Origin of the sequence: Pseudarthrobacter sp. NIBRBAC000502772 (assembly GCF_006517235.1) — a bacterium.
In the GTDB taxonomy this organism is placed as follows: domain Bacteria; phylum Actinomycetota; class Actinomycetes; order Actinomycetales; family Micrococcaceae; genus Arthrobacter.
The window spans coordinates 1257489-1279896 of sequence record NZ_CP041188.1; the positions used below are offsets into that span (position 1 = coordinate 1257489).

The following is a 22408-nucleotide window of genomic DNA, read 5'->3' on the forward strand; positions in this document are numbered from 1 at the left end:
AGATCCAGATGCGGACCTCATGCGGAACCTACGCCGGCTACATGCGACACAAGCGGGCTGAGGGCTACCCCTGCGAGTACTGCTTACGGGCATATGCCGAATACATGGCCGAGTATCGCGCTAACCGAAAGTTGGTGGCCTGATGGGGTACGTCTACCGCGGCACGGACTTCTCCATACCCGAACCCCTGGTCGAACCGAGGAAGCGGCAACCGCGCATCCCCGGCCCCGCGCAATGCGGAACCCGCAACGGATATGCCGCGCACTTTCACAAGAAGGAACCGTACTGCGACCCATGCCGGGCTGCGAATAGTGCCTACACCGCGGAATACAAGCAGCGCTTGAAGGCAAGGCAGATCGCATGATCGATCCATGCTGCGCGCTATGCAAGGGCCCGCATGACATCTGCCTCTCACGGCATTCCTGCCAGCACCACAAGATCGCACAAGCGCAGGACGACGCCAATCATCAAGCCCGGCAAACGGTACGCAGGCCAACCGAAGACCAGGCAATCCGCAACATTATGAGCAGGGGGCGCGGGTCATGACGTACATCTACCGAGCCGACGAAGACATCCAGCGAGAACCAACCGTGCCATACATCTACCGCACCATCGAACTTCCACCCGAAGTCACCTATCCCGAGCGCAAGAAGTTCAAGCCTGAACTCTGCGGCACTCCATCGGGCTACCAGCAACACGGAAGATTCAACCAGGAACGATGCCCAGACTGCCTAATCGCCTACAGCGAATACCAGCGCGAATATCGGGCGGCGAGATTGGCACCGGAAATTAGTCCGAAAGCTTCCACGATTGGAAGTGATAACCCCAAAGAAAAAGGAGTGCGGAATGGCACGCATTAGGACCATCAAGCCGGACTTCTGGACCGATGGAAACATGGTCAAGCTTTCACCGTTTGCGCGGCTGCTCTACATCGGAATGTGGAACTTCACGCTATGCGATCACGGCCATGTTGCCGATGACGCAATGAAACTGAAGCTTCAGATACTCCCAATGGACAACGTGGACATTGACGCGCTGCTGGCCGAGATTATGAATCAGGGCCGCGTCGTGCGGGTTGAGGATGGCGACGGTAGGACATATCTGCTGGTCAAACGCTTTGAGGACCACCAGAAGATCGATCCTCGCTGGAAAACACGGTGCCCCGCGTGCGCTCAAGTGGACTCACTCACCCTCACGGAAACTCCGGTGAGTTTGGGTGAACTCACCGTAACTCCCGAACTCTCACCTGATCTCACCCTAGGAAGGGAAGGGATGGGAAGGGATGGGAAAAAGAACCTCCCATCAAAGCCTGCGGCTTCGACGGACTTCGACACCTTCTGGGCTCAGTACCCGCGCAAGGTCGGAAAGATAGCCGGGAAGAAGGCTTTCGACAAGGCAATCAGGCTCACCTCTCTAGAGCAGCTTCTTTCAGGCGTTGAACTACTCAAGCGCGAAACCGCAGGCAAAGAACTTGAGTTCATCCCTCATCCCGCTTCCTGGCTTACTGCCGGCCGCTGGGATGACGAGCCATCCACAAAACCCGCCGCATCCAGCCCATGGAGTAAGGACTTCCACAAATGAACGATCCGACTTACGACGCCGAGTGCTACCGGTGTGATCTGGACATCCATTATTGCGGCGGCTGCGGCGATCCTCTAAGGCATGACGGCAAGGAATTTGACGGCACGAAGCATAAGGAATGCACATGAGCCCCTACTATCAAGACGAAGAAATCACCCTCCATCACGGCGACTCGATAGCAGTCGCCGTTTCGCTGCCATCACTTTCCGTCAACTCGATCATCACAAGCCCGCCATACTTCGGCTTGCGTGACTACGGGGAGGATGGGCAGCTTGGGGCTGAGGCAACAGTTGAGCAGTATGTCGGCAACCTCGTGACCCTCTTCCGCGAACTGCGGCGCGTGCTGGCTGACGACGGCACTCTATGGCTCAACCTCGGAGACTCTTACGCCCGCGGCTTCGGCGGCGGCTCACCCGGCAAGAAGTCTGCGAGCAACGCGGGCTCATACCAGGGCCGCGCTCCGGGAAGGAAGCCTGCTGGACTGAATGGCAAGGACTTGATCGGGATCCCTTGGCGGGTTGCACTTGCCCTACAGGCTAGCGGGGGCGGACGGCAAGCCAAGGAATAAGCGGACAGTCTGGAGCCTGCCCACGCAGCCATTCCCCGGCGCCCACTTCGCCACATTCCCGCCCGCACTAGTCGAGCCGTGCATATTGGCATCGACTAGACGCGATGGGGTCGTGCTTGACCCATTCAGCGGCTCTGGTACTACGGGCATGGTCGCAAGGGATTTGGGGCGCCGATATGTAGGCGTGGACCTGAATGCCGACTACCTGAAACTCTCGCTCGATACGCGGCTGCAAAGCGCTGCGCTGGACCTTGGAGCAATAGCATGACCGAACCAACCACCCACGACGCCGTAGCCGAGCAATCAGTCCTTGGCGCGATGCTCATCAGCCGTGACGCTATCCCGGACATCGCGGACATTCTGGATGGCGGCGACTTTTACCGGCCGGCGCACGAGACGATCTACCGAACGATCCTGGACCTTCACGGCTCAGGTAATCCGGTGGACGCGATTACGGTCAACGACGCGCTGACGCAGATGGGCGAGATTGCCCGCGTAGGTGGCGTGATGTACGCGCACGAACTGGCGGGCATCGTCCACTCAGCGGCCTCCGGTGCCTACTACGCGGAAATAGTCGCACACGCAGCCACACGTAGGCGTCTCACCGCTGCTGGGCGGAAGATCCAAGACCTAGCCGGGAACGGTGGCGACGTTGACGAGTTGGTTGAGGCTGCACGGCGCGAAGTTGACCAGACCTCACGCGCTACCGGATCCACCGTCTCATTCTTTGGCGAAACCATTGACGCGATGCTCGGGACGTTGGATGAGGAAATCAACCACCACCCCACGCCATGGGCCGCGCTGAATGACATTATCGGCGGACTAAGGCCGGGGGCACTGTACGTAGTCGCGGCTAGGCCATCAGTGGGCAAGTCGGTCATTGCGCTGAACCTGGCGCAGGGGCTACTTGAACACGGCTCGGTGGCGTTCTCATCGTTGGAAATGTCCAACAACGATGTGCAGATCCGGGCAGTATCGTCCGACCTGAATCTCGACGTGTCCCGGCTGATCGAGCGGAACCTTACGCCGGGAGACTGGGCAAGGATCCGTGACCGTAGAGCGGTCTGGGGCGATGTCCCGCTGGCTGTGGACGACCGCTCCGGTGTCACCATTACCGACATCAAGCGATTTGCCCGCAGCGTGAACCGACGCAAACCATTGGCCGGGATCGTCGTGGATTACTTGCAACTCATGTCCCAGCCGCACGGAGACAAGCGCCCCCGTCACGAGTTCGTCGCGGACATGTCACGGCAACTCAAAATCATGGCAATGGATATGCAGGTGCCCGTTATCGCCCTATCCCAGCTCAACCGAGGATCCACCCAGCGCGAGGACAAGATGCCACAGATCAGTGACATGCGGGAATCCGGCGCCATCGAGCAGGACGCTGACGTAGTGATCCTGCTGCACCGCGAAATCATGGGCGACAACCGGAATGACCTGTCGATGCTGGTTGCCAAGAATCGGCACGGCGCGACAGGACTGGCCGAATTGCAGTTCTGGGGGCATTACTCGAAAGCCCTTGACCGCGGACTCACGCCGCAAGCCGCGCTCAGGCAAGCCGCATGAACCCCCACCCAACCCACATCGAAGCCGTAGCGGACACTGCGGCTTCTTCTATGACCGGAGAGAACATGACGGCCAAGATCGCAAGCCTTGGCGCCTTCTGCGATAAGTGCGGATGGGGCCTCAGCGACAGTCCCGTGATGATGCGCAATTGGGTTTACCTGCACAACCAGAACTTTCACCAGGAGGAATCATGAAACTTCTCGACTTATTCTGCGGCGCTGGTGGTGCCGGCCGTGGCTACATGGATGCCGGGTTCGACGTGACCGGCGTGGACATCGAACCGCAGCCCGACTATCCGGGCACGTTCATCCAGGGTGACGCAATCGCCTACCTTGCCGCGCATGGGCACGAGTTCGATGCCATTCACGCGAGCCCACCCTGCCAAGCCTCCAGTGCGCTCACTAAGGGCACGAACAAGGGCAAGGTGTACCTGAACCTCATACCGGCGACACGGGCTCTCCTGGCGCTGCATGACAAGCCGACCGTGATTGAAAACGTGCAGGGCTCGGACCTAAGGCGCGACCTCACGTTGTGCGGGGAAATGTTCGGGCTGGGGGTCATTCGGCACCGATACTTCGAGACGTCCGGGTTTACGCCTATCGCACCGGCGCATAAGCCTCACCGTGGACGCGTCGCCGGCTGGCGGCACGGCGTCTATTACGAAGGCGTGTACAGGCAAGTTTACGGAGCCGGGGGAGGCAAGGGCACCGTAGCTGAGTGGCAGGAAGCCATGGGGATGTTCCACACGAACAACCGGAAGTCCATCGCAGAAGCGATCCCGCCGCAATACGCCAGGTTTGTGGGCGGGCAGATAATGCAGCGTCTCGAATCCGAAGCCGCCATCCGTGGGCTGGCCGCGTGATCTTCCCGTGCACGCCATGCCAGACGCTCTACGACGGCTGGACGACCTACCAGCGCCCGGCGGCGCGCTGGATCCAGTACATGAACGTGACGCGCTCAATCGAGGCGCGCAAAACGCAGATCCTCGAACACTACGAACTCATCAACCGACAATGCGCGGCCATCAAAGACTCATGCCGCCGTAAGTGCAAACACCTGGAGGCACCATGACCTGCCAATGCAAGAGCCCCCGCGAGCAGTGGTCATTCACCGGCCGGGAAGTGCACTGGGGTTACGTCTATTTGGTCTGGACCCGCGACGACGGGAAACGGTTCGTGCGGTGGGTGCGACCATGATCCTCACCATTCCCGCGCCCTGCCAGTTCATCAACTCAAACCAGCGGCTACACCGGATGGCCCAAGCCAAGCTCACTAAGACTTGGCGCCAAGCATCCGCCGCCGCGGCACAAGGGCTCGAACCATTCAGCCCGCCCGTCCACATCACCGCGCACATCTGGAAGCCACGCGCCGGCCGATACGACCCGAACAATCTGGCGCCCACGACCAAGGCGATAGTCGATGGGCTCGTGGACGCCGGGTTGCTCGCTGACGATTCCGTGGAGTATGTCGTCGGTCCGGACCATCGTCATGGCGGGAAAGGTGCGGCTGAGATCGTGCTCGAAATTACCGAAATCAAAGGGGAATCATGGGCTTGAAAGATAACGCGCACAGGCTTAGTCGCGAGCACTTGAAGATGGACAAGGACGGCAAGGCGCATAAGGTGCCTGCACTCATTACTGACCTACGTGGAGCAGTAACACCGGGACGCAACAGCTCAGGAGGTGGCGCGAGTGGTCCGCCGATCCCGATTGACCCCGACGCGCTGGACCTGCTGCGGGAGATCGAGACGGAAGCGCGCAGGGACTATAATGAGATCAGCGGCGACTACTGGGCTGACGATCTTGAGGCGCTGGTGCTACATCTGGCCGGGATGGATCTCACGCCCGAGTGGGACAATTACCTGGCTCACGTGACGCTCGACTTTGTAGACCGCATCACGGCGATGTTGTGGCCAGTCAAGCCACGCCGGAAGCTGGTTGGCAAGGTGTGCCCGTCGTGTGGCTGGGCGACGTACGGCGAGGAACGGAAGACATGCCTAAGCCTTGGTTGCTGGAATGACGAGGGCGGGATGCGGGCTATCGGAACATGGGACATCGCCTGCGGATCCTGTGAGGCCGAGTGGGTGGGCGATCAGGTTGGATTCCTACTGGTGGCATTGGACGCGCCGAGTGGTGAGGTATTAACACAGGCCAGTTAAGTTGGTGTATGCTTAGTCCTAGCTGCGCAGTTCCAGCTAAATTTTCAGGTCGATCTTCGGATCGGCCTTCTTTGTTTAAACACTTGAGGCCCGCGCCAATCCCCCATATGGCTGCGGGCCTCAACCTTTACCGAGTCACGGCGGTTGACCGTGGCGCATAAGTTCACAGGCCCCGCTAATCCTTCAGTGTGGTGGTCAGGTGCCTGATGATGGATCCCACCCTTGGAACGGTGGGCGCGTGTTCGACTCACGCCGGCACTACGCGAAAGCATGACGGCAGGTAGGTCCGCATGGGGCGCTACCGAAGCAGTGGACACGCTGCCATGTAGGTCATGTGAGTAGAACCCCACGCCCTCTGTTCCGCATAGTCTTTCGAGGCGCCGCGGCTCAAGATGTGGGCCTGTTGAGTTGGTGCAGTGGTAGCACGACGATCTCCAAAATCGTAGACGCGGGTTCGATTCCTGCACGCAGCGCTGGCACGAACGCACTCCCGGTCAAGTTACGCACTGACGTACATAGCGGGTTAGCAAGTAGAGCCACCTTGTAACCCGCTGACCGCTAACCCGGAGGCGGGCGAACACCCGCGAAGATACTGCCGGTAAACCTGTAGGCCGGACGCAGCGGGCAAACTTAGCTACACCCCTTCAATGCCAGGAGGTTGCCTTGAGAATGTACCGAGCATTGTGCGGCGTCATCGAGGCATACGCCGAACGCCTGCGAACCGACACCATCGCGCAGGAGTTCGAGAATGCCGATTGGGCGCTCATGTCTGGCGATGACGACGATGACTGAGACATGCGACCGCCACCCAAGCGCGAGGGCACAGGCGCGGGTGCTGCTGCCTAGCCTTGGCGAGCTGTACTTCTGCGCACATTGTGCCAAGACTCTGGACTTCGGGGCTGACTTCTTTATTGAGTACGAGACGGTGAAGGTGTAGTGCCACGCGCCCACAAGAAGCCATGCTCGGCTGCTGGCTGCGGTGAGCTGGTCAGTAAGGGACGCTGTGACTTCCATGCAGCGCAGGCCGACAAGATGCGCGGCACGGCAAGGCAGCGTGGATACAAGAGCCATGGTCACCGCGAGTTCAGAGTCAAGGTACTGAAGCGCGATCCGGTCTGCGTCCTCTGTCGTCAAGCTATGGCAACCGAGGCTGACCACTACCCAACCAGTCGCATCGACCTAGCCGAGCAAGGGCTCAACCCAGACGACCCACGCTATGGCCGCGGCCTCTGCCTCACATGCCACTCACGCGAGACCGCGAAGCACCAGCCTGGTGGATGGAACCGACCTCAATAGAGTCTGTGGATAACCTGAACTCAGCCTGTGGATAACCCGGGCACCGACCCTTCCCCCCACCCCCAAACGGCACCGCCGGTGAGAGAAACGCTCACGGCCGCGAAACTGAGCGTTTGTGTGGGAACGGTTCGCAATAACGATTTTGAACACAAAAGAGCCCCGCGAGTGGGCTAACACTCCGGGGCTTCGGCAACCACTTTAGGGAGTGGCTACATGAATGATGCTACATGCTCAGTCGACGGATGCGGAAGCGCAATCTATGTCAAGAAGAGTCAACTTTGCAAGCGGCACTATAACCGCCGGATCTACACGGGGAGTGTGGATCTCCCGCACCAGCATGAAACCTGCGTCGGTTGCGGCAGATCAACCCCGCCCGCTGGGACCTTTGGACCTCGGGCGAAGTACTGCACCGATAAGTGCCGGCGCCTAACTTATGAGCGAGAACGGGTCGCTGATGGCAGGTATGCCGCCGAACTTGAAGCGAGGCGCCTGGTTACGGCCACTCGCGAACTTCCGGTGCATACCTGCTTGCAGTGCGGCGGATCTTTTGAGAGCACGCATCGCACCAGCAAGTTCTGTTCCCCGAGGTGTGTCAATAAGCACACCGACGCCAATAATCCGAAGCGCTGCGGTGAGCCAGATTGTGACCGCGGCGTCAGAGCCAAGGGTATGTGCTCGATGCATTGGCGCCGCAAGGCGCGTGCGGATGGCCGTGAGGCTAATCCGGCATGGACTGAATCCCGCAAGGCCAACTACCACAAGCGCCGTGCACAAAAGCTTGGCACTCAAGTTGAAGACCTGCGGCCCATTGATATTTACGAGCGCGACATCTGGCTCTGCGGTCTTTGTTCGACGCCGGTTGACCCTGACAGCGCATGGCCGGATCCAATGAGCCCCAGCCTGGACCACGTCAAGCCCTTATCGCTTGGCGGCACTCACACTTACGAGAATGTGCAACTTTCCCATCTTGTATGCAACGTCTCGAAGGGTAATCGAGTAGCGGCTTAGGAGGCTTGCATGGCGACTGTAGGCCGCAAGCCAAAGCCGACACTTCAAGTCGTCCGCGAGGGAAACCCCGGCAAGCGTCCCGTCAAGGATTCCGTAAAGTTCTCCCCGTCCGATCTAAACGAACCTGACTGGCCGAGCGTCTTTCCCGGCAGTTCTGCGGATGAGTTGCGGTGTCGCGAGACGGCAGGCGCGTTGTGGCGGAAGCTCGCACCAACACTTTCCCGCTCTGTCGGGCTGGTGGGCGAGCAGCAGGAGTCGCTCGTGGACTACTGCGTTACATGGGCGCGCATTGAGCAGGGTGAGCGAGCACTGTCCCTCGAGGGAATGATCGTAATGACTGAGCGCGGCCAAGTGAAAAATGCCTGGACGACGATCCTAAATGCCTACCGGTCACATTTGCGTTCACTGATTGGTGAGTTGGGCCTATCCCCGTCAGCCGCAACACGGCTTGGCGGGAAGGCTACCGATGACGAAGACGATCCATTCGACTGAGAATCTGCCGGCGCCTTATGACGCGCTGATTGAGCTTGGCATGACGCATGAGCAGATCATGGACGCCGTCGATAAGACCCCGCTTGTCGTTGCCTTTCAGGCGGACAAGCATCCTGGCGCATGGTTTGACGTTGCGCGGGCGCGTAAGGCGCTGAATGCGATGGGCGCGTTCCGGCACACTAAGGGCCGCTGGGCTGGCGTGCCAATGCGTCTCGGGCAGGGCCTGGATCCTTGGCAGGTTGTATGGGTACTCGCCCCGGTCTTTGGCTGGGTGTACCACGACGAAGAGATTGACACCATCGTCCGCGTCATCCGCTCAGTATGGATTGAGATCCCGCGCAAGAATGGCAAGTCCACCTTTGCCTCTGGCATTTCCGGCGTGCTGCTTCTGGCGGACGGCGAGATGGGCGCTGAGGTTTACAACGCCGCCGGCTCAACGATGCAGGCCGCTCGCGTCTTTGATGATGCAAAGAATATGCTCATGGCGTCCCCGGCTGCCCGTAAGCGCATTGAGCCGCTAAAGGAAGTCATTCGGGTTCCCAAGACGGGCTCCATTCTGCGCGTCCTATCGCGTGTCGCTGAGACCGCCCATGGCTTGAACGTGTCTGGCGCAACGATTGACGAGATCCACACGCTGAGGTTGCAGCGCAAGCTTGTTGAGGCCATCGAAACCGGCGTGGGCGCCCGCGATCAGCCGCTAATTGTGTTCATCACTACCGCCGACGAGGCGGAAGAGGGCACGATCTACGACGAGAAGCACACGTATACACGGAACGTCGCCAACTTTGTCGTCACGGACCCTGGCCATTATGGCGTCATCTGGGCCGCCGATGATACTGACGATCCATTCTCTGAGGAAACGTGGCGCAAGGCTAATCCCGGCCTTGGTAAGTCCCCCACGCTCGCCTATATGCGGCGTGAGTCGAATAAGGCGCAGTCTTCGCCGTCGTACTTCCCGACGTTCTGCCAACTGTCACTGAATCGTCGTGTGCGGAATCAGTCGCGGTGGGTGGACCTGGGCAAGTGGGATGACTTGGGCGGCGCTGAGCGGCAGAAGCTCCGCGGCAGGCGAGCGTGGGGCGGTATCGACCTCTCGGCCGTTTCTGACTTCACGGCATGGTCTGTTTGGGCCGAATCGAACAGACCCGGCTTTGAGCTTGACCTGTTCACGCGTCTATGGGTGCCCGGTGAGCGCATTGAGGATCTCGAGAAGCAGTTGCAGATTCCCTTGCAAAAGTGGATCGATGACGGCCATGTGCACGCTACCGAGGGTGACGTTATCGACTATGGGGCCATCAAGTCGGCCGTAATCGGTGACTGTAACCACTTTGACATGCAGCGCGTTTCCTATGACCGCATGTTTGCCGGCCAGTTGGTGCAAGAACTTGACGAGGAATTGAAGGGCGTTGAGGTTGTGCCGGTTGCGCAGACATTCATGGGCTTATCTCCTGCATCTAAGGAGATGGAGCGCTTGTGGTCTAACGGCGCAATGCGCCACGAGGCCAATCCCGCTATGCGATGGATGGCTTCAGTGGTGGAAGTCAAGAATGACGGGCTGGATAACATCCGCCCCGTGAAGCCTGACCGGAGAAAGTCCAGCGCTCGTATCGATGGCTTTCAGGCTGCCGTTACCGGGCTGGATGGCGTCATCCGTTCCAAGCTCACCAAACCGAAGCGCCGTGTTGTTGTTTCCTAAGAGATGGAGGGCCTAATGGCTGTTTCTAGTGCCCTTGTCCGATTGGACGCGAAGCTTGCCGCAGGTATTCCCGGACTGGACAAGCTGGACAAGTATTTCGAGGGTGAGCAGCCGTTGAAGTACATGGCTGCGGCGATGCAGGCGGAGATTGGCGACCGGGTGTCGCAGCTCGTGCTCAACTGGCTGCGGTTCGGGGCTGAGGCTTACGAGAACCGTCTGGATGTCGAGGGTTTCCGCTATCGGGGCTCAAATTCTTCGGATGATGATCTGTGGGCTACTTGGCAGGCGAATGGGCTGGATGAGCAGTCGCAGCAGGCGCACCTTGACTCACTGGTTCTGGGGCGCTCGTACGTAATCGTGGGCTCACCTGACGCTGCTGGCGACGAGCCTATTGTGTCGGTCGAGTCGCCGTTTCAGGTGTTTGCTGAGCGTAACCCGCGAACCCGACGCGTTTCTGCTGCTGTGAAGCGATGGCAGGAGGGTGAGGGTGAAGATGCGGTCCAGTGGGCGACGCTGTATCTGCCTGATTCGACGGAGACGTTTGCTTTCGCCAAGGAGTGGAAGTCTGCCGGTTCTGCCGATAATCACGAACTCGGCGTCGTTCCTGTCGTTCCGCTGGTGAATCGTCCACGGATTCTGCGGCCTGACGGGCTGTCTGAGTTCCAGGACGTTATCCCGGTGGCTGATGCCGCCAACAAGATGGCTACGGACATGATGGTGTCCGGCGAGTATCATGCGATGCCACGCCGCTGGGCTTCGGCTCTAAAGGCTGACGATTTCGTTGACCCGAACGGCAATCCGATCAATGTTTGGTCACGCGACGCCGGCCGACTATGGGCGACCGAGTCAGCGGAAACCAAGTTCGGGCAGTTCCAAGAGTCAGATCTTGCGGTCTTCCATAACTCGATCAAGCTTTTGGCGCAGCTTGCGTCTCAGATGCTTGCACTCCCGCCGCACTACCTGTCTTTCGTTGGGGATAACCCGGCATCGGCTGATGCTATCCGGTCTTCGGAAACTCAGCTCGTGAAGCGGGTTGAGCGGAAACATACCTACCTGGGCGGTGCTTGGGAGGATGTGCAGCGGCTTGTGCTGCGGTTCAAGACGGGCAAATGGGATCCAGCAGCGCAGGGCCTTGAAACCCAGTGGCGTGATCCTTCCACGCCGACCGTTGCGCAGAAGGCTGACGCTGTTGTGAAGCTGGTCCAGACGGGAATCCTGCCGATTGAGCAGGCGCGCCAGGATCTCGGCTACACGCAGGAGCAGCGCAACCGAATGGTTGAGATGGATGACCGCGCCAAGTCGAATCCTGACATTGCGAACCTGGCTAGGGCTGTGAACGGGGAGTAGCTAATGGTGCCTGATGCCGCTGTGAAGCATTACGAGCAGATGCAGCGGCTCCAGGCGCTTGTCGTCCTCGCGGGCGCTCAGTTGTGGTCTGAGGTTAGTTTGACGGACCTTTCTGGCTCGTGGGCGGCGCAGGTTCCGCTACTGGTTCCCGTGCTGTCTGGCGTGCAGGTGAAGGCCGCATCAGCCGGTGCCTCTTACGGCGCTGCAACACTCGCCGAGCAGAGCTTGTATGAAGCTCCCCAGCATTTCGTAAACCCTAAAGGGTTTAGCGGCATCGCTTCCGATGGGCGCTCGCTTGAGGGGGCGTTATATTCGGCGGTTCCGTACGTCAAGAACCTTATTGGCGGCGGGATGGCACCGGCCCAGGCCCTAAAGTCTGGCGGGTCTTTCTTGACGACGATCACGCGGACGCAGGTTGCGGACGCCGGGCGTGGTGCGGCTGGTGTTGACACGGTGACTCGGAACCGAGTTTCTTATGTCCGAATGCTCAATCCGCCGTCATGCTCGCGGTGCTCGATCTTGGCTGGCCGCGTATACCGCTGGAACGCTGGATTTAGACGCCATAATCGCTGCGACTGCATACATGTTATGACGACGGCAAGGGCTGCGGCTGAGACTGAGGGTCTAATCCATGACCCATACGAGTACTTCAAGTCACTATCCCCTGAGGATCAGGACAAGAACTACACGAAGGCGGGCGCTCAGGCGATCCGCGACGGCTCGGACATCTTCCAGGTGGTCAACTCCCGGCGCGGCATGAAGCCGGGCGGGCTAATGACTACTGAGGGTACGACGAAGCGCGGAAACTTCCGGGCGACGGCCGGCGACTCTACCCGCGGCCGGCGCCTGACTCCCGAGGCGATCTACAAACTGAACGGCGATAACCGCGCCGGCGCCTTAAAGGACCTTGAGAAGTACGGCTACATTCTGCCAGGTGGTCAGAATCCTTTGGGCTCGATCACTGGTCAGCGTGAGGGTTTCGGCGCTCTTGGTCATGGCGGCGCGCATCCGGCGGCTCGCAAACGTGTTGAGGATGCCATCACTAACGGCCGAGATCCCGCAGTGCGAGCAACAATGACCGAGTCTGAGCGCCGCCTATTCGACGCTAAGGCGCGGTGGGAGCTTGTGCAGCAGGGTGTGAACCCTTACGGGGCGCCGTCCATGACGCCTCGCGCCAAGATCAACACTTCGCCACTTACCCCACAGATATCGGCGCAGGTCGAAAAGGACTACCGCCGCTGGGTAGCTACTGGCGGGCAAGTCTTCAAATAACCGGCTATCAAGCCGGGGCTGTAGTGCAGAGGCCTAGCACTTCGCGAGCAGTAGGGATCGAGTCCCGCCGAAAGGCAAGTGGCCACGCACGCGGCAACGTCGGTTCGAATCCGGCCAGCCCACTTTCCTACTCCGGGATGGATGAGGAATGACGAAAAACGATCAGATCAGGAGGCCGTGATGGCTGACGAACTAAACCCACCCGTAGACCCGGTTGAACCGGCTACACCCACCTCCGCAGAGCCGGCAGACCCGCCGGCCGAACCAATTGCGGACGCTACGCCCGACCCTGCCGAGCTTGAACGCCTCCGGGCGGCTCTCGCGAAGGCAAACAAGGAAGCCGAGAAGAATCGGCTTCGCTTGAAGGAAGTTGACGACGCGAAACTGTCAGAGATTGAGAAGGCGCAGCGCGATGCTGCCGAAGCCTCCCAAGAACTGGCAAGCCTCCGCCGTGACAGCCTCCGCCAGAAAGTGGCGCTTGATGCTGGCCTGCCAGCCAAGTGGGTGGCTCGCCTTCACGGCGACGATGAGGGATCACTCCGGGCGGATGCCCTGGAGATCCTCGCTGATCTGAACAAACCACGGATACCCGCCCCCGACGCCTCACAAGGCGCCAGGACTTCGGCGCTCTCCGCGGATGACCAACTCTACGAATCCATCTATGGAAAAAGGAAGGCCTAAACAATGGCTGAATATCTTCCGGTTAAAACCCCGGGGCAGGCGCTGCCGCTCGCAGCGTCCGCAACTATCACGGCCGGCCAGCTTGTAGCTGTCTCCGGCGTTTCCACTGTCGCCGCTGCTGGCGCTAACGCTACCAACTGGCTTGGTGTGGCTGCGTTCGATGCAGCCTCCGGCGACGTCGTCACCATCTTCTCGGGCGGCGTGCAGGAGCTTGTCACCACGGGCACCGTCACGGCTGGCGACCTTGTTGTTGCTGCCGCTGCTGGCACCGTTTCGACGCTGGCCGCTGTCACTACCCCGACCGCTGCTGACGTGACCAACACCCGCGCCATCCTTGGCGTTGCCCTGACCACTGCTACGACCGGGCTTAAAGTCCAGGTCAAGCTCGACCGCTAAGGACGCGCCTAAATGTCTTATTCTTACCCCCCCGTCGCGCCGACTTTCTCGGGCGACAACGAGACCATTTCCCGCTTCCTGAACACCCCGACGCTCGTTTCACGCCGCGTTCAGGACATCACTAGCAACCGGTTCATCGCGGATGTGCTACTCACGGGCCGCACTGACGTTTCCGGTGGCGCCATTACTTACGACGTGGACGAGGACCTGTACACGGTTCGCCCGATCACCGCCGTTTCTCCCGGTGGCGAGTACGACATCACCACGCTGACGAACGGCACCCCGCAGGTTGCCAAGGTCACCAAGTGGGGCCAGGACACCATCGTGTACGACGAGGCCGTGAAGCGTCAGAACTTCGGCGCCGTCGATAAGGGTCTGGGCAAACTGTCCAACACTCTGGTCAAGAAGGTTGACTCGATCAGCCTTTCCCTGATCGCATCGACCGTTACCGCTACTCAGGCCGTCACTTCTGGTGCATGGTCTGTTTCCGGTACTGCCGCGATCCTGCGCGACATCATGCTCGCGAAGTCGAAGGTCACCGCCCTGAACAAGGGTTATGACCCGAATGTCCTGGTTGTGGATGACACGACCTGGGCTTACCTGGCTTCTGATGTTGCTGTGCAGACTGCACGCGGCCGTGAAGATGCCAGCAACCCGATCTACTCGGGAAACTTCCTGACCATCGCCGGCCTGACGGTCCTGCCTACCCCGAACATTCCGGGCGGTTCCGGCGCGTGGCTGGTTGACACCAGCGCTCTCGGTGGCATCGCTGACGAGGATCTGGGTGGCGGCTACGTCGGCACCATCGTTCAGACGAAGGTCATGCGTGAGGACGCCGTTGACGGCTGGCGCCTGCGTGCCCGCCGCGTGTGCGTGCCTTACGTGACCGAGCCCGGCGCTGCCATCAAGATCACCGGCGTTTAGTAGGAGGCCCAGATGGCTCACAAAGTTGCTGCCGCGCTGGTTTCCGTCAAGGATCCGGCCGGCAAGAACACGTATTTCTATGAGGGCGCAACAGTGCCCGACGGATTCGACAAGGACGACGTCGATCGTCTTGTTGAGTCCGGGATGCTCGAAAAGGTTGGGCCTGAGGCTAAGCCTGCTGCTCGACCGGCCAAGTAGTTAGAGAGGGGACGTCATGGCAATTTATGTGCGACCGGAGGATGTTGCCGCCGGGTGGCGTCCCCTCACTGACGGCGAGACTGTCACCGCTCAGGGCTTGATTGATGAGGCTACGGTGCTACTGCGGGTACTAGTGCCCAACGTTGACTCGCTGGACGAAGCGCTCGTGCGATTCGTTGCGGTGCGGATGATCCGCAGGGTGATGAAAAACCCTGAGGGTTACCGCGTCCGCAACGAATCCATCGATGACTATTCGGACGGCGGCACCATTGACTCGTCACTATCGACCGGCGAGTTGTACGCGTCGGACCAGGAGCTTGGGTGGCTGGGCGTCAAGCCTGCGTCTGAGACTAAGCGGGCGTTTGAAGTTCGGCTCGGTGGCTCATGACGGCACTTGACGCGACACTACGCGGACGCGAAGCCGCCGAGTCCCTAATGCTAGACACCTGCACCATTACCCGCCCCGGCACCCCAGTAACGGACCCGGACAGCGGCAACGTAACCAACCCCTCAACCGAGGTCTACACCGGCCGCTGCAAGGTCCAATCCAAGGACTCAGCCACGTCCAACCCCGAGGCTGGCGAGGCAACCTTCACCGTCGTATCGCGCCAGGTTCACATCCCAGCAAACTCCGCGGACGTGCAGGACGGCGACGTAATCACCATCACGGCGTCACGGCTGAATGCGTTCACGGTGGGTAAGCAGTACCGCGTCGCCGGGTTTGAGCCTGACAGCTTCGACACCGCGGCCCGATTGCCGGTGAAGATCCTATGAGCGCCGATACGTCGGACCTTGACGGGCTGGCTCGGTCCTTCCGCGCTATCCCTGCGCTGATGGTTCCGAAGCTAAAAGGCGTGGTTGCCAAGTCTGCGCTGAACACCAAGAAGATCATGCAGGCGGACGCTCGCAAGTCGCGGCACTTCAAGCAACTGTCGCGGGCGATCAGCTTTGACCTGAAGGTGTACGAGTTCGGCGGCGACGGCGTTATTGAGGCTGAGATTGGCCCGACTACTGGTGGCGCTGGTTCTCTCGCTGGCATCGCGTACTTCGGTACGTCGAAGCCTGGTGGTGGCACTGTCCGCAACCCTGAGGACGCGATGCTTGAAGAGGCCCCGAACTTCTACGAGTACGCGTTCAAGGCGACGGAGGGGCTGCTGTGATCAAGGAACACTACGACGCGGTGAAGGCTCTCCTGCCGGGCACTGTGCGGGTTCACATGTGGAACGTTCCGGCGGATCCGGTTTACCCCTACGTGGTGCTGTGGGGCGATCTTGGCGAAGAGTCCTCGGGCGGTCCTGATGGCGACTCGCTGCGGGACGATCCCGACGTGCTGTCAATCCGGATCCGCGCTACCTACGTGGGGCTCAATGGAGACTCGATGCTGATCGTGGCAAGGAACGCACGAGCCGCACTGAATCGCAAGACGCCCGTAGTCGCAGGCTGGCATCCGAACCCGCTACGGCAGGCGGTCCTAATGGACGGCCAAGTAGACACGGACGTAACCCTGACCGGCGGCGGGAATCCCACCTACGCCGTGGACGAGTTCGCGCTCGTCTCCCACAAGCTCTAACCCCTACCCATCCACAGCGCCTCTCTGGGGCGCTTTTCTTATGCCCTGGAGGCGCCATGTTTGTCGATGCCCTGAATGTGCACGGTGAGGTTCAGACCGTACCGGCGCACTACCTAGAAGCTTTCCCGGACCAGTTCAAGCCGATTGATTCCGAACCCAAACCAACCCCGCCGGCTAAGGCCGCAACCTCGAAGGAGTCCTGACCATGGGCGTTCGCGTACTTGCTGACGGCAAGACAAAGTTCACTATCCTGACCACGAAGCCCGCTAATGTTCTCGCGCCTACCGCTGCTGAGTTGAACGCTGGCATTGACCTGTCTCTGAACGTACTGTCTTCTGACTTCTCGTTCGCAGCCGCCGATTCCGACAAGGTTCCGGAGAAGCCGCTCGGCAAATCCGGCAACGCTAACGCCATTGGTGCATCCAACTGGCTGCTGGCGTTCACCGTCTGGCGGAACTTCCTTACGGGCGGTGGCTTCGATACCGCCGCTGAAGCCGGGTGGGCTGCCGTCAAGGTCAAGGGCGCAACCCTTTGGGCCTATGCGCGCCAGACGGACAAGGCCGCAACTGCCGCTTGGGCTGCGACGGATGAAATTTACCTCGGCGCCGAGTTCACTACCGACAACCCCCAGCGCACGGATGGCACCGGCTTCATCAAGTACCGCGTGCCCACTGAGGTCCAGGACGGCTACCCGTTCATCACTGTGGCTGCGTAGGGGGGACTAGATGGCTATCGCTAACTATTCCGTCCCTGTACTGGCAGGCACTCCGCCTACGTTCGCCGCGCCTGCCACTTCTGACACGGTCCAGGTTGGTTCGACGCTGGTTGTGAAGAACGCTTCCGGCGTATCGGTCACGGTCACGTTGGTCACGCCGGGCAATCTCCCCACTGGTGACGCTTACCCGGATCGCGCCTACACGGTCACTGCTGGTGCTGAGGCGTGGATCCCGGTCCTGTCTGAGTACCGCAACACTGCTGGCGTTGCCGCAGTGACGTTCTCTGCGGTGACTTCGGTAACTGCGGCGTCCATCACCCACAGCTAGTGAGACCGGATGGCGGCGCGTGATTAGGCTCCGCGCCGCCATCCCCACCAATCAACCGAGCCTATACCTAGAAATGGAGCCTATCCAATGAGCAAAGTAATTGAGGGCGTGCCCGAGTCGATCACTCGCGCCGCCTACATCAAGCTATTCGAGTCCATCGGCATCGACCCGCGCCAGACGTTGGAGATCAGCTTAAAAGCTGACGGCGTCTATGCAACAGTCTTTGCGCTCAACGAGGAGAGCATTAGGACCATTGACAATGCTGGCAATGGATTCAATAAGCACATCATCTACATCCCCGTGAAGGACGAAGTATGAGCACCCCCAGGATTTCGACATTGACGCGTGGCTGGAAGATGCCGAGCGCCCCGCACGTAGCGTGACCGTCTACCAGAAGGCGGGCCTGATCGCGGACCTTGACGCGCTGGCTGAGCGGATCGAGAACGAGGACGGCGAAGAGGTTGACGGGCCGTCGATGGGTGGCGGCAATCTTCGCGCCAAGTACGCGGATCTCGCGCAGAAGTTCCACGACTCCGCGCTGACGATCCGCATTGAAGGACGCAGTGAGCGCGAGCGTGAGGATGTGGTTCTGCGCGTTCCTGGCTTGACCCCGGATCAGCGCGGCGCCGTGGTGCTGGCAGACGCGATCACTTCCCCGAAGTTCACTCCCGCGCAGGTTGAGAAGCTCGCGGCGAAGCTTGGTGAAGTTCAGTTCTCGCGGATCGTGACTCGCTTCCACGAGGCGTGCGAAGACATGCCCGCCGTGAGCGCAGATTTTTTGCCGAAGCGCTCTACTCCGGACGATGGTGGCGAGTAGTCGCAGCCCTCAAGACGGCTGAGCGTTTCCAGCGCCAGCCGTCCGACTACCTGGGCCCCTTGCCTGAGTGGAAGGACCGGCTACTGGAGTTCGCTTACACGCTGTACGTAGAGGGCATGTGCGGCTGTGGTCGGCCTAAGTCTGAGTGCCGGAACGATGCTAACCGCGGACTATACGAAGTCGCGGACATAACCTGTCACGCGCAGGCTGCCGTCGAGGAACATACCGGGCAAGAGAAGTTCAAGGCCGATCCAGGCCAACGGTTCTACGCGACCGAGATTGACGAAGAGCTAATCACTCGCAGGACGTTCGCGCCACTTTCCGAGGCCAACAATCGCGGTAATGAAACCGGCCAGCGCGACGGTAGCAGCGAACCCACTTAGGCCCATGTTGCCACCCTCGCCCGCCGTGGCTATGGCGATAACGACGCCAAATACGAGCATGGCCGCGCCGGTCTTCATCGCATTGGCGCCGCGCTTTTTGTGAATATCCCCCGAAGTAGTCATGCCCGCGAGTGTACCGCACCCGTTCAAAACAAAATAGTGGAGGTATCCCGTGGCGGATCGCCGTGTCAAAGTCGTATTCAGCGCGGAGATCCAGAACTTCAAGTCAGCAATGGACGCCGCGGCGACCGCAACGCAGAAAGCCAAGACGGCGTCTGAGGCGGCCGGCAAGGCTGCGGACAAGAGCGCCGAGGACATACAGAAGCAGGCTCTCGCGCATCACGCTGCGGCGAAGGCTGCGGGCCTCCAGTATGACAACACGGGCCAGCTCGTAACGATGAACGGCAAGGCTGTTAGCTCGCAGCAGGCGGCTACTCATGGGCTTCAGACGTTCTCGGCAGAGGCGTACCTTGCGGGCCGGGCGGCTGTCTCTGCAGGCGAGGATGCGGAGGCTGCGGCTCAGGTTGCGGCTGACGCGCAGGCCGCAGCGGCGGATGCGGCGGCTGAGCACGCGAGTGCGCTTGAGGAAGTGGCGACGACCGCGGGGCTTAGTGGCGCGGCGGTGGTTGCTGGTGTTGGGCTGGCGGTCAAGGCTTACGCTGACTTTGATAAGCAGATGTCAGTGGTGGACTCTGCAACGCACGAAACTGCCGGGAATATGGATCTGTTGCGGCAGGCGGCGATTGATGCCGGCGCCGACACGGCATTCTCCGCGGTTGATGCTGCGCGTGGCATTGAGGAAATGGCTAAGGCTGGCGTCACTACCGCCGATATTCTCGGCGGCGGTCTAAAGGGCACGCTTGCGCTGGCTGCCGCTGGCGCGCTCGACGTGGGCGACGCCTCGGAAATTGCCGCTTCGGCCATGGTTCAATTTGGGCTCAAGGGCAAAGATATTCCGCATATCGCAGACCTGCTCGCCGCTGCTGCCGGTAAAGCCCAGGGATCGGTCCAGGATATGGGCCTTGCCCTTTCCTATGCTGGCGTCCCGGCTGCTGGCCTCGGTATCTCCATTGAGCAGACCACTGGCACTCTTGCCATGTTCGCCAAGGCGGGCATTGTTGGCGAGAAGGCTGGTACTGCGCTACGGGCCATGCTCGTGTCGATGGTCAAGCCTGCTGACGTTACGCAGAAAACGATGGACAATCTGGGGATCTCGTTCTCGGACGCCAGCGGCGAGTTTATCGGGCTCGACGGCGCCGGGGCGGTATTGCAGGAGCGGCTTGGCGGTCTGGATGAGATGACGCGAAACGCCACGCTTGCGCAGATTTTCGGCAACGAGGCGCTCGGCGCCGCTCAGACGCTCTACAATAACGGCGCCGAAGGCGTCCGGGAAATGACTGCCGCGGTCGATGAGTACGGCTATGCGACCGACACTGCCAATAGGATGCAGAACAACCTTACTGGCGACCTGGAAAAGCTGGGCGGCTCGTTCGACACGGTCCTAATCCAGTCCGGCTCTGGCGCTAGTGAGGTGTTGCGCGGGCTTGTGAAGGGCCTCAATGGGCTCGTTGATGTCGTCGGGTCTATTCCTGCGCCAACGCTGTCCGTAGGCCTTGGATTAGCTGGTGTGGCTGGCGGCGCGCTTGTGCTTGGCAGTGGACTCGTGGCACTCAACGCGAAGATTGCGACCACAAGCGCAGCTCTCGCGCTATTGGCCCCGGCTGGCACTAGGGCGGGCACGGCGCTGGCTATGGCGGGCACAGCCGCGAAGCTAGCTGGCGTTGCCGCAGGCTTGGCTGTGGCGACTTTTGCTATCGCTAAATTGGCCGAATCTGACTACATGTCCAAGATCGATACGGGTATGGGTAGGGTTGCGGATTCACTGGCCGAGGTTTCGACCAACGGCCCCGCTGCCGGCTCTGCGCTTGACCAGATATTCAAGGACCGTGATGGCGGCGACCTAATCAATACCGTCACGGATCTTGACTCGGCAATCAAGCGGACCTTTAATCGCGACGCCGGGCAGCAGTTTAACGACTGGGGCGAGGCTGTCGTCAATGGAATGACCGGGGTCAAGGGCTCGTCCCAGATCCTTGGCGAGTCATTTGGGCGGCTGGATAAGGGTCTGGCTGAACTTGTCTCGGGCGGCAAGGGTGATGATGCGGCTAAGTCGTTCGAACGAATCAAGAAGGCTGCTGCCGATCAGGATGTAAGCGTTGAGGAACTCACCAAGAAGTTCCCGCAATACGCGGACGCGTTGAAGGCTGCTGAGGCTGCGGCTAAGACCGCCGCTACTGAGACTGACGGCGCAAAAGATGCCATTAAGGGCGCGGGCGACGCAGCGGCGGATGCTGGCCCATCAGCCGAGGATCTGGCGAAGCAGCTTGAGGATGTAGGCCTGCGCGCCGATGCGTCCGTAGAGAACCTTGACAAGTTCACGCAGGCACTCGTCAATGCTGGCCTACTCACTCTTTCGGCACGTGACGCCACGGCTAAATTTGAGGAAGGGTTGGACGGACTCAAGGGCAAGATCGACGAGATCATGCTTACTGAGCAGGCTCACGGCGGTGTGCTCAACGAGAACCGGACCGACTTTGATTTGTTCTCAGAGGCCGGTCGAGCCGCTAATGACGTACTGGCTGACATGACCCAGCGAGGCATTAGTGCCGCCGAGGCTATGGCGAAGAATGGCGCGTCGATGCCAGAGGTTCAGGGGCAGCTCACTAAGACCTATGACGCTATGGTTCTGACCGCTAGGGGCTTCGGACTCGGCAAGGACGAGGCGGAAGCCTTGACCAGATCCATACTTCACATCCCGCCGGGCGTGGATATCAACACGTGGATGTCTGACGAAGCCAAGCGCATGGCAGACGCTACCAAGAAGGCCATTGACGACATCCCGGCCCGCAAGGATGTCCAAGTCAACATCACCGAGTCAATCAATCGACAGGTGAAGAACTCTGCCTATGCGGATGATCCGTCAATGGTTGCGCTGGATCCAGCGAACCACGCTACCGGCGGACGTATCCCTGGCTATGCGGACGGCGGGCAACTGCCAACCTCCGGGCCTGGCACTGGCATGACTGACGGGTTCCTTGGGATCTCATCGGCCGGCGTTCCAATGGCTCGGGTGGACGCTGGTGAATGGATCATCAAGCGCTCATCCAGTGACCGCTACCCCCGCGAACTGGCAGCCATCAACGCTGGCACCTTCCCTAAGATGCCCGGCTACGCGAGCGGCGGGCGCGAGTACTCGGCGCAGTCGTTCGGCCACGCACCATATCGGGCATCGGCTCAACCTGCCGCCGGGATGCATATCGACAAGGTCGAAATCAACCAGCAGCGGGATCCGGGCGCGACGTTCGCGGAGTTTGCCCGTAGAACAAATGCCCTCAACCCCTAACAGAAGG

29 protein-coding genes and 2 tRNA genes are annotated in these 22408 nt (G+C 60.3%); 30 read left to right on the forward strand and 1 reads right to left on the reverse strand.

Going from position 1 to position 22408, the window contains the following annotated elements:
- Positions 1–542 precede the first annotated feature (542 nt).
- The 29 genes from NIBR502772_RS05995 (at position 543) to NIBR502772_RS06125 (ending at position 18615) form a co-directional block, all read left to right on the forward strand.
- Positions 543–860, forward strand: coding sequence for a hypothetical protein (locus NIBR502772_RS05995; protein WP_141139476.1), 318 nt, complete (start codon positions 543–545; stop codon positions 858–860).
- Positions 847–1581: a hypothetical protein gene (locus tag NIBR502772_RS06000; RefSeq protein ID WP_141139477.1), complete on the forward strand. Its 735-nt coding sequence runs from the start codon at positions 847–849 to the stop codon at positions 1579–1581. Before NIBR502772_RS05995 ends, NIBR502772_RS06000 begins: the two co-directional genes overlap by 14 nt.
- Positions 1582–1705: 124 nt before the next feature.
- A complete protein-coding gene (locus tag NIBR502772_RS22695; RefSeq protein WP_246848707.1) occupies positions 1706–2149 on the forward strand; it encodes a DNA methyltransferase in 444 nt (147 codons plus the stop codon).
- Entirely contained in the window at positions 2106–2417 is a 312-nt protein-coding gene (locus NIBR502772_RS22700; RefSeq protein WP_246848708.1) for a site-specific DNA-methyltransferase, read from the forward strand. The genes NIBR502772_RS22695 and NIBR502772_RS22700 overlap by 44 nt, the downstream gene beginning before the upstream one ends.
- Positions 2414–3718, forward strand: coding sequence for a replicative DNA helicase (locus NIBR502772_RS06010; protein WP_141139478.1), 1305 nt, complete (start codon positions 2414–2416; stop codon positions 3716–3718). Before NIBR502772_RS22700 ends, NIBR502772_RS06010 begins: the two co-directional genes overlap by 4 nt.
- On the forward strand, positions 3715–3912 hold the full coding sequence (locus tag NIBR502772_RS06015; RefSeq protein ID WP_141139479.1) for a hypothetical protein: 198 nt from the start codon (positions 3715–3717) through the stop codon (positions 3910–3912). Before NIBR502772_RS06010 ends, NIBR502772_RS06015 begins: the two co-directional genes overlap by 4 nt.
- Complete coding sequence (locus tag NIBR502772_RS06020) at positions 3909–4580, forward strand: DNA cytosine methyltransferase (RefSeq protein ID WP_141139480.1); 672 nt, start codon at positions 3909–3911, stop codon at positions 4578–4580. Before NIBR502772_RS06015 ends, NIBR502772_RS06020 begins: the two co-directional genes overlap by 4 nt.
- 330 nt (positions 4581–4910) lie before the next feature.
- Positions 4911–5273, forward strand: a complete 363-nt coding sequence (locus NIBR502772_RS06025; protein ID WP_141139481.1) for a hypothetical protein — start codon at positions 4911–4913, stop codon at positions 5271–5273.
- Entirely contained in the window at positions 5264–5875 is a 612-nt protein-coding gene (locus tag NIBR502772_RS06030) for a hypothetical protein (protein WP_141139482.1), read from the forward strand. The genes NIBR502772_RS06025 and NIBR502772_RS06030 overlap by 10 nt, the downstream gene beginning before the upstream one ends.
- Positions 5876–6277: 402 nt before the next feature.
- Positions 6278–6348 (forward strand) — tRNA-Trp (locus NIBR502772_RS06035).
- 190 nt (positions 6349–6538) lie between these two features.
- Positions 6539–6667 carry a hypothetical protein gene (locus tag NIBR502772_RS22925; protein WP_256370772.1) on the forward strand — a complete coding sequence of 43 codons (129 nt, stop codon included), beginning with the start codon at positions 6539–6541 and terminating at the stop codon, positions 6665–6667.
- Between the two features lie 1392 nt (positions 6668–8059).
- Positions 8060–8179 carry an HNH endonuclease gene (locus NIBR502772_RS23030; protein WP_371706872.1) on the forward strand — a complete coding sequence of 40 codons (120 nt, stop codon included), beginning with the start codon at positions 8060–8062 and terminating at the stop codon, positions 8177–8179.
- A gap of 9 nt (positions 8180–8188) precedes the next feature.
- Positions 8189–8671 (forward strand): P27 family phage terminase small subunit, encoded by a 483-nt coding sequence (locus tag NIBR502772_RS06050; RefSeq protein ID WP_141139485.1) that lies wholly within the window; start codon positions 8189–8191, stop codon positions 8669–8671.
- Complete coding sequence (locus tag NIBR502772_RS06055) at positions 8646–10367, forward strand: terminase large subunit (protein ID WP_210412392.1); 1722 nt, start codon at positions 8646–8648, stop codon at positions 10365–10367. The genes NIBR502772_RS06050 and NIBR502772_RS06055 overlap by 26 nt, the downstream gene beginning before the upstream one ends.
- Positions 10368–10382: 15 nt before the next feature.
- A complete protein-coding gene (locus NIBR502772_RS06060; protein WP_168223492.1) occupies positions 10383–11714 on the forward strand; it encodes a phage portal protein in 1332 nt (443 codons plus the stop codon).
- Between the two features lie 3 nt (positions 11715–11717).
- Positions 11718–12986 carry a hypothetical protein gene (locus NIBR502772_RS06065; RefSeq protein ID WP_141139487.1) on the forward strand — a complete coding sequence of 423 codons (1269 nt, stop codon included), beginning with the start codon at positions 11718–11720 and terminating at the stop codon, positions 12984–12986.
- A 14-nt stretch (positions 12987–13000) separates the two neighbouring features.
- Positions 13001–13110 (forward strand) — tRNA-Ser (locus tag NIBR502772_RS22350).
- A 56-nt stretch (positions 13111–13166) separates the two neighbouring features.
- The gene (locus NIBR502772_RS06070) at positions 13167–13667 is read left to right on the forward strand and encodes a hypothetical protein (protein WP_141139488.1); all 501 of its coding nucleotides are present in this window, start codon (positions 13167–13169) and stop codon (positions 13665–13667) included.
- Between the two features lie 3 nt (positions 13668–13670).
- Positions 13671–14063, forward strand: coding sequence for a capsid cement protein (locus NIBR502772_RS06075; protein WP_141139489.1), 393 nt, complete (start codon positions 13671–13673; stop codon positions 14061–14063).
- A gap of 12 nt (positions 14064–14075) precedes the next feature.
- Positions 14076–14987: a hypothetical protein gene (locus tag NIBR502772_RS06080; protein WP_141139490.1), complete on the forward strand. Its 912-nt coding sequence runs from the start codon at positions 14076–14078 to the stop codon at positions 14985–14987.
- Positions 14988–14999: 12 nt separating this feature from the next.
- The gene (locus NIBR502772_RS06085) at positions 15000–15185 is read left to right on the forward strand and encodes a hypothetical protein (RefSeq protein WP_141139491.1); all 186 of its coding nucleotides are present in this window, start codon (positions 15000–15002) and stop codon (positions 15183–15185) included.
- Positions 15186–15201: 16 nt separating this feature from the next.
- A complete protein-coding gene (locus NIBR502772_RS06090; RefSeq protein WP_141139492.1) occupies positions 15202–15573 on the forward strand; it encodes a hypothetical protein in 372 nt (123 codons plus the stop codon).
- On the forward strand, positions 15570–15959 hold the full coding sequence (locus tag NIBR502772_RS06095) for a DUF6093 family protein (protein WP_141139493.1): 390 nt from the start codon (positions 15570–15572) through the stop codon (positions 15957–15959). The genes NIBR502772_RS06090 and NIBR502772_RS06095 overlap by 4 nt, the downstream gene beginning before the upstream one ends.
- The gene (locus NIBR502772_RS06100) at positions 15956–16345 is read left to right on the forward strand and encodes a hypothetical protein (RefSeq protein ID WP_141139494.1); all 390 of its coding nucleotides are present in this window, start codon (positions 15956–15958) and stop codon (positions 16343–16345) included. The genes NIBR502772_RS06095 and NIBR502772_RS06100 overlap by 4 nt, the downstream gene beginning before the upstream one ends.
- Positions 16342–16755, forward strand: coding sequence for a hypothetical protein (locus NIBR502772_RS06105; RefSeq protein WP_141139495.1), 414 nt, complete (start codon positions 16342–16344; stop codon positions 16753–16755). The genes NIBR502772_RS06100 and NIBR502772_RS06105 overlap by 4 nt, the downstream gene beginning before the upstream one ends.
- 205 nt (positions 16756–16960) lie before the next feature.
- Positions 16961–17470, forward strand: a complete 510-nt coding sequence (locus NIBR502772_RS06110) for a hypothetical protein (RefSeq protein WP_141139496.1) — start codon at positions 16961–16963, stop codon at positions 17468–17470.
- 10 nt (positions 17471–17480) lie between these two features.
- The gene (locus tag NIBR502772_RS06115; protein WP_141139497.1) at positions 17481–17798 is read left to right on the forward strand and encodes a hypothetical protein; all 318 of its coding nucleotides are present in this window, start codon (positions 17481–17483) and stop codon (positions 17796–17798) included.
- 87 nt (positions 17799–17885) lie between these two features.
- Positions 17886–18116, forward strand: coding sequence for a hypothetical protein (locus NIBR502772_RS06120; protein WP_141139498.1), 231 nt, complete (start codon positions 17886–17888; stop codon positions 18114–18116).
- A 61-nt stretch (positions 18117–18177) separates the two neighbouring features.
- A complete protein-coding gene (locus NIBR502772_RS06125; RefSeq protein WP_141139499.1) occupies positions 18178–18615 on the forward strand; it encodes a hypothetical protein in 438 nt (145 codons plus the stop codon).
- 290 nt (positions 18616–18905) lie between these two features.
- Here NIBR502772_RS06125 and NIBR502772_RS06130 read toward each other — a convergent pair whose 3' ends face one another.
- Positions 18906–19121 (reverse strand): hypothetical protein, encoded by a 216-nt coding sequence (locus tag NIBR502772_RS06130; RefSeq protein WP_141139500.1) that lies wholly within the window; start codon positions 19119–19121, stop codon positions 18906–18908.
- A gap of 49 nt (positions 19122–19170) precedes the next feature.
- Between NIBR502772_RS06130 and NIBR502772_RS06135 the strand changes: the two genes are divergently transcribed.
- Positions 19171–22401, forward strand: a complete 3231-nt coding sequence (locus NIBR502772_RS06135; protein ID WP_141139501.1) for a phage tail tape measure protein — start codon at positions 19171–19173, stop codon at positions 22399–22401.
- Positions 22402–22408: the final 7 nt, after the last annotated feature.

Coding starts and splice junctions, on each gene's coding strand:
- NIBR502772_RS05995 (WP_141139476.1), top strand. CDS start 543: ATGACGTACATCTACCGAGCCGACGAAGACATCCAGCGAGAACCAACC.
- NIBR502772_RS06000 (WP_141139477.1), top strand. CDS start 847: ATGGCACGCATTAGGACCATCAAGCCGGACTTCTGGACCGATGGAAAC.
- NIBR502772_RS22695 (WP_246848707.1), top strand. CDS start 1,706: ATGAGCCCCTACTATCAAGACGAAGAAATCACCCTCCATCACGGCGAC.
- NIBR502772_RS06010 (WP_141139478.1), top strand. CDS start 2,414: ATGACCGAACCAACCACCCACGACGCCGTAGCCGAGCAATCAGTCCTT.
- NIBR502772_RS06015 (WP_141139479.1), top strand. CDS start 3,715: ATGAACCCCCACCCAACCCACATCGAAGCCGTAGCGGACACTGCGGCT.
- NIBR502772_RS06020 (WP_141139480.1), top strand. CDS start 3,909: ATGAAACTTCTCGACTTATTCTGCGGCGCTGGTGGTGCCGGCCGTGGC.
- NIBR502772_RS06025 (WP_141139481.1), top strand. CDS start 4,911: ATGATCCTCACCATTCCCGCGCCCTGCCAGTTCATCAACTCAAACCAG.
- NIBR502772_RS06030 (WP_141139482.1), top strand. CDS start 5,264: ATGGGCTTGAAAGATAACGCGCACAGGCTTAGTCGCGAGCACTTGAAG.
- NIBR502772_RS23030 (WP_371706872.1), top strand. CDS start 8,060: ATGAGCCCCAGCCTGGACCACGTCAAGCCCTTATCGCTTGGCGGCACT.
- NIBR502772_RS06050 (WP_141139485.1), top strand. CDS start 8,189: ATGGCGACTGTAGGCCGCAAGCCAAAGCCGACACTTCAAGTCGTCCGC.
- NIBR502772_RS06055 (WP_210412392.1), top strand. CDS start 8,646: ATGACGAAGACGATCCATTCGACTGAGAATCTGCCGGCGCCTTATGAC.
- NIBR502772_RS06060 (WP_168223492.1), top strand. CDS start 10,383: ATGGCTGTTTCTAGTGCCCTTGTCCGATTGGACGCGAAGCTTGCCGCA.
- NIBR502772_RS06065 (WP_141139487.1), top strand. CDS start 11,718: ATGGTGCCTGATGCCGCTGTGAAGCATTACGAGCAGATGCAGCGGCTC.
- NIBR502772_RS06070 (WP_141139488.1), top strand. CDS start 13,167: ATGGCTGACGAACTAAACCCACCCGTAGACCCGGTTGAACCGGCTACA.
- NIBR502772_RS06075 (WP_141139489.1), top strand. CDS start 13,671: ATGGCTGAATATCTTCCGGTTAAAACCCCGGGGCAGGCGCTGCCGCTC.
- NIBR502772_RS06080 (WP_141139490.1), top strand. CDS start 14,076: ATGTCTTATTCTTACCCCCCCGTCGCGCCGACTTTCTCGGGCGACAAC.
- NIBR502772_RS06085 (WP_141139491.1), top strand. CDS start 15,000: ATGGCTCACAAAGTTGCTGCCGCGCTGGTTTCCGTCAAGGATCCGGCC.
- NIBR502772_RS06090 (WP_141139492.1), top strand. CDS start 15,202: ATGGCAATTTATGTGCGACCGGAGGATGTTGCCGCCGGGTGGCGTCCC.
- NIBR502772_RS06095 (WP_141139493.1), top strand. CDS start 15,570: ATGACGGCACTTGACGCGACACTACGCGGACGCGAAGCCGCCGAGTCC.
- NIBR502772_RS06100 (WP_141139494.1), top strand. CDS start 15,956: ATGAGCGCCGATACGTCGGACCTTGACGGGCTGGCTCGGTCCTTCCGC.
- NIBR502772_RS06110 (WP_141139496.1), top strand. CDS start 16,961: ATGGGCGTTCGCGTACTTGCTGACGGCAAGACAAAGTTCACTATCCTG.
- NIBR502772_RS06115 (WP_141139497.1), top strand. CDS start 17,481: ATGGCTATCGCTAACTATTCCGTCCCTGTACTGGCAGGCACTCCGCCT.
- NIBR502772_RS06120 (WP_141139498.1), top strand. CDS start 17,886: ATGAGCAAAGTAATTGAGGGCGTGCCCGAGTCGATCACTCGCGCCGCC.
- NIBR502772_RS06130 (WP_141139500.1), bottom strand. CDS start 19,121: ATGACTACTTCGGGGGATATTCACAAAAAGCGCGGCGCCAATGCGATG.